The 14308-nt window shown below is 58.4% G+C and carries 8 protein-coding genes; all 8 read left to right on the forward strand.

The features are described from left to right. Nucleotides 1–224 precede the first annotated feature (224 nt). The 8 genes from A8B84_RS13385 to A8B84_RS13420 all read left to right on the forward strand — a co-directional run bounded on the left by A8B84_RS13385 (nucleotide 225) and on the right by A8B84_RS13420 (nucleotide 14306). On the forward strand, nucleotides 225–1796 hold the full coding sequence (locus A8B84_RS13385) for a sigma 54-interacting transcriptional regulator (protein ID WP_064229638.1): 1572 nt from the start codon (nucleotides 225–227) through the stop codon (nucleotides 1794–1796). Further along, a complete protein-coding gene (gene vasI / locus A8B84_RS13390; RefSeq protein WP_064229639.1) occupies nucleotides 1793–2440 on the forward strand; it encodes a type VI secretion system-associated protein VasI in 648 nt (215 codons plus the stop codon). Before A8B84_RS13385 ends, vasI begins: the two co-directional genes overlap by 4 nt. A gap of 34 nt (nucleotides 2441–2474) precedes the next feature. Next, entirely contained in the window at nucleotides 2475–3911 is a 1437-nt protein-coding gene (gene tssA, locus A8B84_RS13395; RefSeq protein ID WP_064229640.1) for a type VI secretion system protein TssA, read from the forward strand. 32 nt (nucleotides 3912–3943) lie between these two features. Next, nucleotides 3944–7537 carry a type VI secretion system membrane subunit TssM gene (tssM, locus tag A8B84_RS13400; protein ID WP_064229641.1) on the forward strand — a complete coding sequence of 1198 codons (3594 nt, stop codon included), beginning with the start codon at nucleotides 3944–3946 and terminating at the stop codon, nucleotides 7535–7537. Between the two features lie 117 nt (nucleotides 7538–7654). Next, nucleotides 7655–9733: a type VI secretion system Vgr family protein gene (locus A8B84_RS13405; RefSeq protein WP_064229642.1), complete on the forward strand. Its 2079-nt coding sequence runs from the start codon at nucleotides 7655–7657 to the stop codon at nucleotides 9731–9733. After that, complete coding sequence (locus tag A8B84_RS13410; RefSeq protein WP_064229643.1) at nucleotides 9733–10599, forward strand: DUF4123 domain-containing protein; 867 nt, start codon at nucleotides 9733–9735, stop codon at nucleotides 10597–10599. The genes A8B84_RS13405 and A8B84_RS13410 overlap by 1 nt, the downstream gene beginning before the upstream one ends. Next, on the forward strand, nucleotides 10592–13459 hold the full coding sequence (locus A8B84_RS13415; protein ID WP_064229644.1) for a toxin VasX: 2868 nt from the start codon (nucleotides 10592–10594) through the stop codon (nucleotides 13457–13459). The genes A8B84_RS13410 and A8B84_RS13415 overlap by 8 nt, the downstream gene beginning before the upstream one ends. Then, the gene (locus tag A8B84_RS13420) at nucleotides 13434–14306 is read left to right on the forward strand and encodes a hypothetical protein (protein ID WP_064229645.1); all 873 of its coding nucleotides are present in this window, start codon (nucleotides 13434–13436) and stop codon (nucleotides 14304–14306) included. Before A8B84_RS13415 ends, A8B84_RS13420 begins: the two co-directional genes overlap by 26 nt. Nucleotides 14307–14308: the final 2 nt, after the last annotated feature.

Below are 14308 nucleotides of genomic sequence, written 5' to 3' on the forward strand. Positions count from 1 at the left end.
TTTCCAAAACCCTGCGGAGCCATGGGTGAAGAGCGAAAGCTCTTCACGTGTTGGCCAGGGATGGCCAAGACAGGACCCTCACTGCGACGCAGGAGCAGTAAGCAGTGAGGGGCGGAGCGGAGCGTACAAGGATGTATTCACAGCGTGTTTTGGAAAGCCACCCCGCAGACTGCGCGGTCGGCGAACTCCACAACAACCCAACAGGGAAAGGAAGAATGGGACGGATGCAGATGGAACTGCACACCGGCATAGACCTGGCGGTGGCCCTGATCCAGCAGGACAACCTGCCGGATCTGCTGAAAACCGCCACAAAACAGCTGGAAAACGCCTTCGGCCTGACCCGCTGCTGGGCACTCGAACTCGACCTCAGTGGCCGAACCCTGCACTGCAGCGACCTCGCCGAGCACGGCGAATTCGACTGCGGCGACTTCAGCCACCCCTTTGCCCACGTGCTGCAAACCGGCAAAGCCCGGGAACTTACCCGTGCCGCCAGCTACCGCCTCGATCACGCCGGCTTCCAGGCCCTGTTCGAGGCCAGCGACCGTCCCCGTTCCCTGTGGCTCGAGCCCCTCACCGGTAATGATGGCCGAACCCTGGGGATGCTCGTCCTGTGTCGGGACGAACCCGACTGGAACGGCATTACCGGCCAGCCTCTGTATTGTGGCCTACGACAACTGCTGGTTCATCAATGGATTACCCAGCTTCAGAGCCGCGACCAGGTCTGGCAGCGCCGCCTGCTCAAGCGGTCACTGGATCATTTGCACGACGCCGAAACCGTTCGCACCCGGTGCGAACAACTGGCCCGAACCCTGGTTGGCAATTCCCAGGCCATGACCAGCCTCCGGGCCCAGATCGTCCGGGCCGCCGGCAGCCAACTGTCCGTTTTGGTGCAGGGTGAAACCGGCTGTGGCAAGGATGTGGTCGCCCGCGGTATCCATGAACTGTCCGACCGGGCCGATGGTCCAATGGTGGTGGTCAACTGCGCCGCGATTCCCGATACCCTCCTGGAAAGCGAACTTTTCGGGCATACCAGGGGAGCGTTCTCAGGCGCCGACCGGGACAAGCAGGGGCTTCTGGCACAGGCCAACGGCGGCACCCTGTTCCTGGATGAAATCGGCGACATGCCCTTGGCCCTGCAGTCGAAGCTGCTCCGGGTGTTGGAGAGCCGTCAGTTCCGCCCACTGGGCGCCCGTGAGGAACAGCATTCCGATTTTCGCCTGGTAGCTGCCACCCACCAGCCGCTGCAGGCAGGTATCGAAGACGGCAGCTTCCGGCGGGACCTGTTTTATCGCCTGAGCCAGTTTCCGCTGCGGGTGACGCCCTTGCGGGAGCGCCCCGACGACCTCGAAGCCCTGAGCCGTCACTTTATCCGCCTGTATACCGAGCGTGAGGGTAGCGGGCCCATGGGCATTTCCAGCCACGCTCTGCACCTGCTGGCCGGATACGACTTCCCGGGAAATGTCCGTGAGCTGCGCAACATCATTGAACTGGCCTGTCTGCAAACTCCGGGCGGTGACGATATCCAGCCGGAAGTTCTGAGGATTAATGACCTGTTTGAAGAGTCCGATGGCTGGACCAGCGCACCCTGGGATGTCAGGGACAGAAATCCCGTGGATCTACCCGCTGTGGAAGAGATCCGGGATCTTAAAGCCGCGGCACAGGCCTTTGAAGCGGCGATTATTCGCGAGCGATTGCGCCAGTATGGTGGCAACCGAGCCCAGGCGGCGGAGAGCCTCGGCCTGCCAAAGCGGACCCTGGCCCACAAGTGCCTAAAGTACCAGGTGACAGAGTCATGATTCCCCGAAGAGTGCGATTAACCGATGGTGTTGCAGCGGCATTGGCGCTGGTTTCACTGGTGTCCAATGCCTGCGCTGGCCAGCTTGAGGATGCCCGCCTCTGTACCAGTGAGCCCCAGCGACTTGAACGGCTGGCCTGCTTTGACGAGGTTTTTGGTACCCCCCTGGCGGCATCCGGCAAGGAACTTGCGGCCCCGGATGCCCGGCGATCCGAGCGATGGCGACAGGCATACGCCAGCCTTGATGCAGAAAATGCCGGTGCCGGTGTGCTTTACCGGAATACCGGGCGAGCAGCTGGCCAACTGGTGACGGTTCCCGCTTTGGGGATTCAACCTCCCAGACCTCTGCTGGCCCTTCAGTGCCACAACAACATTACTGAACTCACGCTGATGCTGCCTGAGGCAATGGACGAGGAGCGGGTTCAACTGGGGTTTGGCCGGGGACAGACCGTCTGGCGGGTGCGGGACAACGGTTTCGTGCTCAGCGGCGGCCGGGGACTGCCAGCCATTCGTACCGTGAAAGCCATGATCGACGGCACAGAGGCCCGCATTGACTCGCCCAACAGTCGCATTGATGGCCTGCTGTTTGATCTCTCGGGATACCGCCGGGCAATCGAGCCGCTACGCGAGACCTGTGGCTGGTAAATGCCGGCTGAACACAGCGATTCAGGACAGCAACATGCAGATCATTGAGCAACATCCCTACGTTGAACAGGTTGTCTCACCATTGCCCGGCGATTCCGGTGTCGGCGAGGCACTCGGAGACGATGCAACGCTCGAATTTCTGGAAAACGAGATCATGAAGGTGGGCTCTCTGGCCCATACCGATATCGATTGGAGCAAGGTTGAAAGCGATGCCCTGACGATTCTCTCGGACCGCAGCAAGGATCTGAAAGTGCTCGGTTTTCTGCTGATCGCCCTGCAACGTGGCGGCGACGGTGAACGGTTCGCACTGTCTCTGTACCTGCTGCATCGGATCCTGGACGAATGGTGGGAGCAGGCCTGGCCGTATCCCGGGGACAAGGGCAAGCGGGCCCGCAAGATGATGTTCACCCAGATGCTCCAGCGTGCCGGCAAAGGCGTAGACGCCCTGGCGTTCGATGGCAGTGTTGGCGACGGTCGGGCTTTCTGCCTTGAACTTCTGGCCAGATTGATGGACCAGGCCGCTGGCCGGGAACTGCCGGAGGGGTCACTGCAGGATCTTAAACGGGCAATTGAAAAGCTGCCCAGTGTTAACGACGCCACGGCAGCCCCCGAAACCCGTCCGCAGGCAGGGCAGGTCGGCCAGGATTCGGGAACTGAAACGCCAGAGCAGAAACCCGCACCGTCGAAGCCTTCCTTGGGGGCACTCACCCTGGACCCGGGTGATGAGCGAGCAACCCGGCAGAGCCTTCTGAAAGTCGCGGACATGCTCACCGAAACCGGGCCGGACCAGCCTCTGGGGTACCAGGTCCGCCGGTATGCTATCTGGCAGAACATCACCACGGTACCGCCGACACGAGACGGAAAGCGCACCGATCTTGCCGCCGTGAGTGCCGATCGTGTGGCTGACTATCGGGAAGCCCTGGAAAAATCCGCAGACCTGGCGTTGTGGCAGAAAATCGAGCAGAGCCTGTCGGTCAGTCCATTCTGGCTGGACGGCCATTGGCTAAGTGCCCGGGTCGCAACGGCCCTTGGCCACCACGCCTGCGCAGAGGCAATCCGTGTGTCTGCAAAGGAGTTTGTCGAGCGCCTTGCCCAGTTGCCGGAGCTCACCTTCAACGATGGCACGCCGTTCCTCTCCCGCGAGGCGGAAGAGTGGCTCTGGTCCGCGCCGGCGATCGGTGGTTCCGCCGGCAGCGCCAACGCCTGGGAGCAGGCTTATGACAAAGCTCGGGATCTGGTTTCACAAAAGGGACTGGCTGCCGGGATGCAACTTCTGGAGGACGGGCTGGCGGAAGCGAGAGAGCCAAGAGACCGCTTTTACTGGCGTCTTGCCAGCGCCCGATTGATGAAAGACGCAGGCCTGAAATCACTGGCGACGCAGCAGATTCAGGATCTGCAAACGCAGGTTCGCGGGCTGGCTCTCGAGGACTGGGAGCCCGCTCTGATCAGGCAGCTTGAAAAGCTGGGCTGATCCCCGGAGCACACCAAGGAATCACATCAGGAATGGAAACCATGTGGAGAAAAGCTTTACTTATCGGTCGCTGGCTTCTGCCATACCTTAAAAACGCAGCCCCGGTCACCCTGACACTCGGCGTTATCGCCTTGCTGGTGGCCACCTGGTGGCTGGGGCCGCGCTGGGAACTCAATGGTGAGTTTCCATTAGCGGCCTGGCAGATGCGGGCCCTGGTAACCCTGGGCGTTGTCCTTGTGGTCGCGATGATGTGGGGCATGGTGCTGGCGCGCCGCCTGCGCAAGGTGAACGTCCGGCAGGCCGAAGCGCAGAAGGAACAGGAAGATCCGATTCTGCCCATGGAGCGCAAGCAGCAGCGCCTGCTGGATCGTCAGCTGGCGGCCCTGAAAAGCAACCTCCCCGGCCGCAAAGGCATTTACCGGCTGCCCTGGTATCTGGTGATGGGCCTTGAGGATGCTGGCAAGACCAGCCTGATTCAACGGTCCGGGCAGACCTACACGCTCACCAACGTAACCCGCAACAATCGGGTGGATCGCAATGCCTTCGGTTTTGACTGGTGGATCGGCGATGAAGGCGTGCTTATCGATCCGGATGGTGAACTGCTGAGCCAGAGTCAGGGTGAGGGCGCGGGCGCGGAGATCCAGCAGCGTCTTTGGCATCATTTCATCGCCTGGCTGGAGCGAAATCGTCCTCAACGTCCTCTGAACGGGGTGGTGCTGGCCATAGATCTGGCCAGTCTCAGCGTGGCAGACTCCGGCCAGAGGCGGGACCGGGCCATCCTGTTGCGCACGCGCTTGCGGGAACTGATGGAGCAGATCGGCTCCCGCCTGCCCGTTTATGTCACCTTCACCAAGATGGACCTGCTTTACGGTTTTGGCCCGCTCGTGCGGACCCTGAGTAAGCAGGACAAGGAGCAGGCCCTGGGCTTCACCTTCAGACTCGAAGGCCAGATAGATAACGACGATTGGCTGAACCAGTTCGCTGACCGATACACCGCCATGGTTGAGCGGCTTACCGATCGCTTGCCGGATGTTCTGGCCAATACCCGGGATGCCGAGGAGCGGGCAGCGGCCTATTCCTTTACCCGCCAGCTTGCAGGCCTGAAGCCTGTTCTGGAGCATTTCCTGACCGACCTGCTGTCTGCGGATGTGTTCTCGACACCGGCGATGGTTCGCGGCACCTACTTCACCTCGGTGTTGCAGGAGGGCGTGCCGGAAGATGCCTTTGTCTCGGCAGCTGCCGCAAACTACCAGATTGCCGGGCCCATTCAGCCTGCCCAACGGGCAGGGCAGTCCGCCACCCTGTTTACCCGGGCACTGTTCCCCGAGATCATCTATCCGGAGGCTGGCCTGGCCGGTGATAACCGACGGGTGATTCAGTCCAGGCAACGCCGGCTGGCCGTGGCCGCCGTGGTGGCTGTTTGTGCCGGTGCGGGTATGACCGCCGGCTGGCAGCATTTCTTTATCAAGAATGCAGAGGCCGCTGCCGCCGTGGAAGCCCGTGTTCAGGGCTTTATCGATAACTGGCAGCCGGTGGGCTTTGAACCGGACAACACCGGCCGGAACCTGCTCGGTCCGCTGGATGAACTTCGTGAGGCAACGCTGGCCTTTGGCGACCATCGCCGGAACTGGCCGTTGCTCAGTGATATGGGCCTGTACCGTGGCCATGAGGTGGGCCCGGAAGTTGAGGAATCCTACCTGGATATGCTGGCATACCAATATTTGCCAGCCCTGATGTTCGGTGTGATGGCCGAGATGGGTCAGGCGCCGGACAATAGCACTGAGCGCCTGGAGCATCTGCGGGTGTTGCGCATGCTGTATGACGCCAGTGGTCGTCGGGACGATATTGTGACCCGCTACATGCAGAACCACTGGCAGGAGGCGTTCCCCGGCCAGAGTGAACTGCAGCAGCGGCTACTGGGTCATCTGGACTATGCCATGGCGCATACCGATCTGGCACAGCTAACTCGCCAGGGCGATGCGGTTGCCGATATGACCCTGGCGCCGTTTCGTAGCAGTGTCGAGTGGGCACAACATGAGCTTGGTCGGATTGCCACGCCAGACCGGGTCTATCGGGATCTGGAAATTGAAGCAGAACAGGAATTCCGGGCACCGTTGGAACTGGCCCGGGCATCCGGGCCGGCATTCAGCACGGTGTTCACCCGGCTGGATGGCTATGGCGAGCCGTCGGACTCGGGAGCAGCGGTGGAAGAAGATCCATTGACCATCCCCGCGTTGCTGACCCGGGAGGGACTGGAAAAATGGTTCCTGCGCAAGTCCGGCTCGGTAACGGAGCTGGCTCTGGTGGACGCCTGGGTGCTGGGCCGCCGGGACAACGTTGACTTCAGCAAGGTGGATGAAGCCAGACTGCTGGCCAGTTTGCAGACCCTCTATGCCGAGCACTATGCCGAGGCCTGGCGTACTGCCTTGAGCCGCATCGATATTCAGCGGTTTGAGGACCTGAACCACGGCGTACGTATTCTGGAGAGCCTGACCAGCGGCCACGAGCCCCTGGCAAGCCTGCTCGGGCAGGTTCGCCATAACACGCGTCTTGTGCCTTCGGCAGAAGGGGAGAGTGCCGCAGCCCGGGAGCTTCTGGAGCAGTCGCCCCATTTTCGCATGTTGCAGGATATTGAACGGCAGTTTGCGGAGCTCAACCAGTTGACCCGGGAAAATGGCGATCAGCCAACCGGGCTTGAACAGATCATGCTGGTGGTCGGGGAACTTCACGAGTACATGCGCAACATCCAGGAAGCGCCAGACAAGGGCAAGGCTGCGTTGGCCGCCGCCCGGGCCCGCATGGGCCTGCAGGGAGCCGACCCGATCTTCACCCTGCAGCGCATGGCCGACAACCAGCCGGAGCCCCTGAACCGGCTGCTGACCCGGTTGGCCACGGAAAGCTGGCGGGTGGTTCTGGACCAGGCGGTGGCGCAGCTGGAGCGTGAGTGGTATCGCGAGGTGTATCAGCCTTTTCAGCAGAATCTGGCCCGCCACTATCCGTTTAATCCGGACTCCGGGCGGGATGTTGCACTGCAGGACTTTGAACGGTTCTTTGCCCCGGGCGGCGTATTGGACGCCTTCTATCAGGACAACCTGAAACTGTTCCTCGAGGATCACCCGGAACAAGTGGGTGATGCCCGACGTGCCGGCCTGGTGCGCGGTGCGGTACTGACTTCCCTGGAAAATGCCGACCAAATCCGCAGGGCCTATTTTACCCGGGGTGGTTCCCTGGATGTGGAGTTCGCGCTGGAACCGCTCAATCTCTCAGCCAACAAACGCCGCAGCGTGGTGAATGTGGATGGCCAACTGGTCGAGTTCAGCCACGGCCCGCGCCAGAGCATTCCGCTGGTCTGGCCCAATACCCTGCGGGACTCTGTTGAGAGCCGTATTACCCTGGTGCCGGTCCAGGTGAACCGTTCACCCCGCAGCCTCTCGGAAAGCGGCCCCTGGGCCCTGTTCCGACTGCTCGATAAAGCCGACATTACCGGCGTGAGCAGCAGCGCGGTGGATGTCCGGTTCCGGGTTGACGACGGGGAGATGCGTTATCGCCTCCACGCGGCCAGCAATACCAACCCGTTCACACAGCAACTACTGGCGGGGTACCGCATACCCCGCAGCTTGTATTAAACTCTTTCAGTACACTAGGGCCGCCCTGATGAGAGCAGGACGTTTTCATCAGGGCTGAGCCTTCGCACAGGATGGTGCGAAAGCCCGGATTTTCTTTTCTCTTCAGGGACCGAAGATATGCCCCAGGCAAACGGACTGCAATTTACCGCCACCATTGGCGAATACTCCTCTGACCACTTTTCCGTTGTTGGTTTTGCACTGACAGAACGGCTGTCCGAGCTGTTCCAGGGACGCCTTGACCTGGCCAGTACCGATCCGTCTGTTGGCGCCTCGAATGTGCTGGAGCAACCGGTGGATCTGGTGGTCTGGCAGGACGGGATGCCGCTGCGTCGCTTTACCGGCGTGGTCAGCGAATTTGCCCGCGGCGATTCCGGCCATCGGCGTACCCGCTACGAACTGGTTTTCCGGCCACCGCTCTGGCGCCTGGCGCTGATGCACAACAGCCGTATTTTCCAGAACCGGGGCACGGATGAGATTGTGCGTACCCTGCTGGAGGAGCGGGGGATCGTCGATACCGTTTTTGATCTTAAACGCGGCCCCGAGGAGCGGGAATACTGCGTCCAGCACCGGGAAAGTGATCTGGCCTTTGTTGAACGTCTGGCTGCGGAGGAAGGCTGGCACTATCGCTACCAGCATGGCGGCCTTGATGGCCAGGAGCCACCTGCACTGATTTTTGCCGATCATCATCGCGATTCGCCCAGGCTTGAGGCTGCCCCATACAACGGAAAAGCAGGAGGGAGTGCCCTCACGCCCTGTGTGTTCCGGTTTGCGTACCGGGAGCGAGTACGCCCCGCATCGGTCGCCATGAAGGATTACACCTTCAAAAACCCGGCTTACGCCCTGATGCATGAACAAGCTGGCGACCAGATCCTCCACCGGGTGGACTACCAGCACTACGACTACCCTGGCCGATTCAAGCAGGACGCCAGTGGTCGGCCGTTCACTGAAGCCAGGCTTGCGGCACTGCGCAGCGACGCCAGCACAGCCTTTGGCGAGAGCAATCGCCCGGATTTCGCAGCTGGTGCCAGGGTGCCGCTAACCGACCACGACAATGAAGCCATGAACCGCGACTGGCTGCTCACGGCGGTCACCCACACCGGCTCACAACCCCAGGCCCTGGAAGAAGAGGGTGGCAGCGAACCGACGCGCTATGGCAACCACTTTAACGCCATTCCTGCAGACCGGAGCTGGCGGCCGCTGTGTGAACACAAACCCCTGATGGATGGGCCCCAGATGGCGGTGGTTACCGGCCCGGAAGGCGAAGAAATCCATTGCGACCAATACGGCCGTGTGAAAGTGCGATTTCCTTGGGATCGCTATGCGTCAAATGATGAACACAGCAGTGCCTGGCTCCGGGTCAGCCAGGGTTGGGCCGGCGGCCAGTATGGTTTCACCGCGCTGCCGAGGATCGGCCATGAAGTGATCGTCTCCTTCCTGGACGGCGACCCCGATCAGCCCATCATCACCGGCCGGACCTGGCACGCCACCAACACGCCGCCGTACGCTCTGCCGGAACACAAAACCCGCACCACCCTGAAAACCAAGAGCCACAAGGGCGAGGGCAGCAACGAGCTGCGGTTTGAAGACGAAGCCGGCGAAGAGCAGATTTATGTTCGTGCCCAGAAAGACCTGGCACTGCGCACGGAAAACAACCGCACCGAAGTCATCAAGAACGATAGCCATCTGACCGTGGCAAACGATCAAAGGGCTCACATCAAAGGCAATGACCACGCCACGGTGGACGGTGAAAAACGGGAAAAAACCGGCAAAGACCGCAGTTTCAACGTCACTGGTACGTTGCACCTGAAAGCCGGTACCGCCTGGCTAACCGACTCTGGCACCGAACTGCACATCAAGGCCGGCCAGAAAGCCGTTATCGAAGCGGGTGCGGAAATCACCCTCAAGGCTGGTGGCAGCTTCGTGAAGATCGACCCCAGCGGTGTGGCCATGGGAGGCGCGGCGATCAAACTGAATGCTGGAGGGGCTCCGGGTAAGGGGAGTGGTCAGAAGGTTCAGGTGCCGGAGATGCCGGGGTTGGTGGAGAAGAATGGGGGGGCTGTTGCGCCGGTGGTCCTGCCGGAGACACCCGAAAGACCGATGGCCAAGTCCGACCAGATACGCGCCATCAAGAATGCTGCGAATCAGGGTAAGGGAATTTGCCAGGTCTGCTCACCAGAATCACAAGGTGCGATCTGATGGGGCAACTGGCTGGACTTCCCGGTAAGGGGAAGACGTTCATTCTTATTGATGGCGCCAAAGTAAATAATCTGCGCCAAGTTATTTATCGTGAGATCGAAACACCTCATTGTGATGCGCTCTACAGGGAAACTGAGCTTGCCGACCTATTGGAAATTTCACCGTGGCTCGTTGAAACGGGAATAGATAGCTCCCTGGCACTTAAATGCTTCGACGATTGGAAACATCAGGGTGTCGCCATCGTATTGCGGGCTGACTGCCAATTCCAAGAGGTCATGCACCACTTGCGTGGATTGCTTATGGCGAGGTTGGTCACGGGAGATGAGGTTGTGTTCCGGTTTTATGATCCTGAAATCGCGCGGCACCTGTTGAAACTGGATTCATCAGGTGAAAATGTGAGGCGATTGATGGGGCCTTGTAGCCTGTTCGCCATTCAGGATCGCCGCGAGGGTGATTGGGACTACTTTCATAATGATCAGCCCAGTAGTGAGCGGCAGGCTGAGAGGTTTAGCATTCGTGAGGAACACCAGGTTGCCATGGAAAGAGCAGCGGAAAAGACAGCCCTCAGGAAGCTCGAACTTCACGTTGCAAACTACTTTCCCCGTTTGCTTCAACAAATGGATTTGGATGGGCAGGATTGGGAGATGGTCTCGGCGCTAGTCGACGCGGCGAAAGCGCGGGGGTTGTACAGTACCCGCGATATCGCCCTGTATATCAATACGATTGGCTGGCTTGGACACCATGCATTCGACGACAGTGAAGTACAGACTCTGTGGAAAGAGAATTCCGCAGCGCCAGGCAAAGCCATAGCGCGAATTGCAGAATTCGCCGAGAAAAAGTCAACGGAGGGACTGCTTCATGGGTAGCGCTAACAGCTCAGCGTTTTTGCAGGGTGCTGATGACATCGACTCAGCGGCACAGATGTGCCCGCTCCAGTTCAAAACCGTTGCGTTGTATCCGGTACGTTGGGCGATCAGTCAGGAAGAAGTAGCGCTGCCACATAACTTCCGACCGCCCACCGTTGCGCTTGAAACCACTCATTACTGTGTACGAAAACTAACGCCCGGTTGGGTGTACATGTTTTCCGAAGTTTTCGGAACGCTGCATGAATACCGGGTCAATGAGCAAGGCCTGATAACCGAAGTACAGCCCGGTGTGAACTCCGTACTGCTTCCAGGTGCCGACGCACAAAGCGCTTTGCCCGCCATACACCACCCTGCAGAAGGCAAGGTGCTTCTGAAATTCGTGCAGCATCGGTGGACTGTGCGTTTGCAGGAACTTGTACGAACGGACGCACAAGTCCGCGAAGAGCACATGCAGTCGTTCGACCTGAGCGGGCTTCCGGAAAAACGTGAAGGCGTAAATATCAGTGAGACCGAAGCTATAAACGAAGTGGTTGAAGATTTTCGGCCAGAGACAGTGGATTTCGAGTGGAGCTTGACGGATTTTGCACAAGGAATCAGTGAGTCGGATTTGCAGGGGCAGTGCAAAAAAGAAACTGAATTTTCATATTGCGTCGCCCTCCACGATGAAATCGGTATCACCTCCGAGTTGGGCCAACTACATGCCCTTCATGTAAACCTGATTACGAATTACGCGGAGGAGCACGCATACGCCTACACCACCTCCCAGATGGTGGATGCGCTCATCGCCCGTGAGGCCAACAAGAAGGAAACGCCCGAAGAACAGCAGGAAGTCTCCGATGAACTGAAAGAGCGAATTCGTTCAGAGGAGAAAGACGCATTTATTGAAAGCTACGGCGCACAGCTTGAAGAGTATGATCAGACTCGGGCATTGGTGTTCGGCGACTGGAAGCGGTGGATTCACTCCGACCAGTTGGCCGGGAAGCTGGAGTTCAACGACTGTCACTGTGCTGAAGGGTTCAAGGCGGTTGAGCAGGAACTGGCGGATATACTGGACGGATATGTCGGTGCGGAAAAGGGCAAGGAAGACGCCGAGCGGTGGTTGGAAGCAGACGAAGGCGAAGCCGGCACTGTCGGTAACATGCTCAACACCGTGTTGTTCCTGGCATCTGCCACCAACGGTATTGCCCAGAAACTGAAAGACCTTCCCGGTTTTGATTATGGTCGCCTGAAGATTGTGGACAATATCTTCGACATGCCGGCGTATGTGCGCGTGAGCACCGCCACCGACGTCTTGATGCTGGAATTTGCCGCGCCCGCCGCAAAGATGGGAACCTGGGCGAAAGACCCTCAAACCTGGCCGCAGTGGAAAAAGTGGACCAAGGCTGTCCAGAAACGCTATGGCATTGATGTTCACCGGCAGGGAATAACCCTGAATACCGCAACGGACCTGCTCACGGCGGTCCACCGCAAGTCACTGGAGGCCGCTGGCCATAACCTGTCTGAACTTACAATGACGCCACTGGCCGCCGGCATGGCGGATGCCAGGATCAGGAATTACCTGCGCGGTACCATGATCGACATGTTCCACCTGACTCCGGATTTCAAGGACAACCCCTTTGGCTGGCTCCATACCCGGCTGGACCCGGTGGTTGAAAGCATCAAGCAGAACCGGGGCAAGTTCATTGGGGCCGTGACCTTCTTTCACGCGATTAATGTGGCAAGCCTTTTCTCCGGCCTGGACAAGACCCAGCAGGATGTAATGCTTGGGGACCGATCCGTCATCGACCGGTGGGGGTATTTTGTATCTGGCCTGTGGAGCATCGGCGAAGGTGTGGTTAACCTCAGCGGGTTGCTGATCAAGGAGGAGTACGCGAAAGCTCTCGGGGCAAACCTGTCGGCAGCTGGGGCGAGGGTGTCGGTGGCTCTAGGTATCTTAAAGGATGTGAAGATTTTGTCTGTTGCTGCAAAGAGCTTCGTGACAATCACCACAAAGACCCTTCCCTACGTGGGTGTTTTACTGTCGATAGGTCTGGAAGGAAGGCGGGGCCTCAAGGCCTTGGACACAGGCCATCACGCTATGGTGGCCCTGTCCGGGGTCCAGATAGGGCTGAGCATCGGTATCACCTACCTGACTACTCTGGCGGTGGCGGGTGCGGTTACCACCGGGGTAGGCGTAGCCGTTGTGCTCGTGGTAGGCGCGGTTCTGATTGCCATCTCCTTCGTTATCAGCGTGGTACAGCTATACATCGCCCGGTCCCGGATCGAGGATTTCCTTTCTATGTCATTCTGGGGCAATTCGCCCACGTTGCGTTACTGGGATGAGCAGTCCAGGCCATCGAGCGCGGAACTGCTGGAGGAAAGCCGAACCGTTATTTCTCAGGATGAAAGCGTCGATGTCAGGCGTTATTTTGAAGCGGAATTGGATGCGTTTTATTACATGCTGTTTTCTCCCATTATTCGGATAACCGAGCACATCGGTCGACATTGGGATATAAACCGGGGTGAGCATCAGGTCATGTCGGAAATGACCTCTTTTGTGGTGTATTTGCCGGGTTACAGTGATGGGAGTTGCACGTATTCCATCAGGCTGTTTGAGGTGGACACCAACTGGTTTGAGAAAGATGAACCGAAGGATATCTCAGACTTGTTTCATAGGAGGAAGCAGTTAGACGCTTCTACTGGGGGTGTTTTATTTCGGTTTGACCACTACAACCACAACAAGTGTGATCAGCTTGAAATGCTGATTGAGTACGAGAAGGACGGCCGGAAAGTCACGGGTGAAAACGGGCTTCGTATCATCCTGGACGGTAACGATGTGGAGGAATTGGGTGTCGATGAAAGACTCGCCTTTGAAGTGTGATTTTCCGGAGACGGGCCTGGAGCAACAGCTGGAAAAGAAGCTGTACCGTACTCATGGTGCGCGGCTTGCCAGCCCGCCGGCCAGGAAGGTGTCGGGAGTGTCCGATTCCTCGGAAGATATGGATCAGGGCGTTGCTTACATTAGTGAACGGTTCATAGACATTAGAACGGCCTTCTTGTCTCTTCGAAGGGCCATGCCAGTCATCGTAAGTATGTTCATGATAATTGTCCTGGCGTTGGGTTGGGTTGTTAGCTTGTTCTACTCAAAGGCGTTGCTTGGAGTATTGATCGCTTTTGGTCCTGTATGGGTAGCCGTCTACCTGTTCGAGATCTCCTTTCCGTACACGTTGCCGGTCCGGATCGACCGTAAGGAGGGGTTCGTCTACATAGGGCACCGCGGTACCTTCTATCGGATTCCCTGGGACGAGCTGGAAGTGACCTTTTCCTACAACTGGCAGTATCTGGGCTCTGGTGTAGTGTGGGAGCGGCAGTACTACGCCCACCTGTTCATGCGGGAGAAGCATTACTTTTGCGGGAAGCCCCCTAAGATGCCCCTGCAGCGCAAGAAGATCTATTCTGGGTTTAAAGAAGAGATTATGTATCGGAAATGGAACTTTATTGTCAGGTATTACAACGAGGGAGTTATTGAGGAGGATAAGGAGAATCTCTACGGAGCAAATTATGACTCATATAATCAGCACGTGGCTGGCCAAATGGGTCGTCGTATTTTTGGGAATGTATTATTTTTCTTCTTTATGCCGACCATAATATGGTCGAAGTATACACCCTTAAAGTACAAGTGGCCGAAGGAGATTGAAAAGATGTTTGGGAAGATTAACTATTACTGATC

Source organism: Marinobacter sp. EhC06 (assembly GCF_001650915.1).
Lineage (GTDB): Bacteria > Pseudomonadota > Gammaproteobacteria > Pseudomonadales > Oleiphilaceae > Marinobacter.

What these genes read in the sequence shown, in the direction of transcription:
- A8B84_RS13385 (WP_064229638.1), top strand. Translation starts at nt 225, where the DNA reads ATGCAGATGGAACTGCACACCGGCATAGACCTGGCGGTGGCCCTGATC.
- vasI (WP_064229639.1), top strand. Translation starts at nt 1,793, where the DNA reads ATGATTCCCCGAAGAGTGCGATTAACCGATGGTGTTGCAGCGGCATTG.
- tssA (WP_064229640.1), top strand. Translation starts at nt 2,475, where the DNA reads ATGCAGATCATTGAGCAACATCCCTACGTTGAACAGGTTGTCTCACCA.
- tssM (WP_064229641.1), top strand. Translation starts at nt 3,944, where the DNA reads ATGGAAACCATGTGGAGAAAAGCTTTACTTATCGGTCGCTGGCTTCTG.
- A8B84_RS13405 (WP_064229642.1), top strand. Translation starts at nt 7,655, where the DNA reads ATGCCCCAGGCAAACGGACTGCAATTTACCGCCACCATTGGCGAATAC.
- A8B84_RS13410 (WP_064229643.1), top strand. Translation starts at nt 9,733, where the DNA reads ATGGGGCAACTGGCTGGACTTCCCGGTAAGGGGAAGACGTTCATTCTT.
- A8B84_RS13415 (WP_064229644.1), top strand. Translation starts at nt 10,592, where the DNA reads ATGGGTAGCGCTAACAGCTCAGCGTTTTTGCAGGGTGCTGATGACATC.
- A8B84_RS13420 (WP_064229645.1), top strand. Translation starts at nt 13,434, where the DNA reads ATGAAAGACTCGCCTTTGAAGTGTGATTTTCCGGAGACGGGCCTGGAG.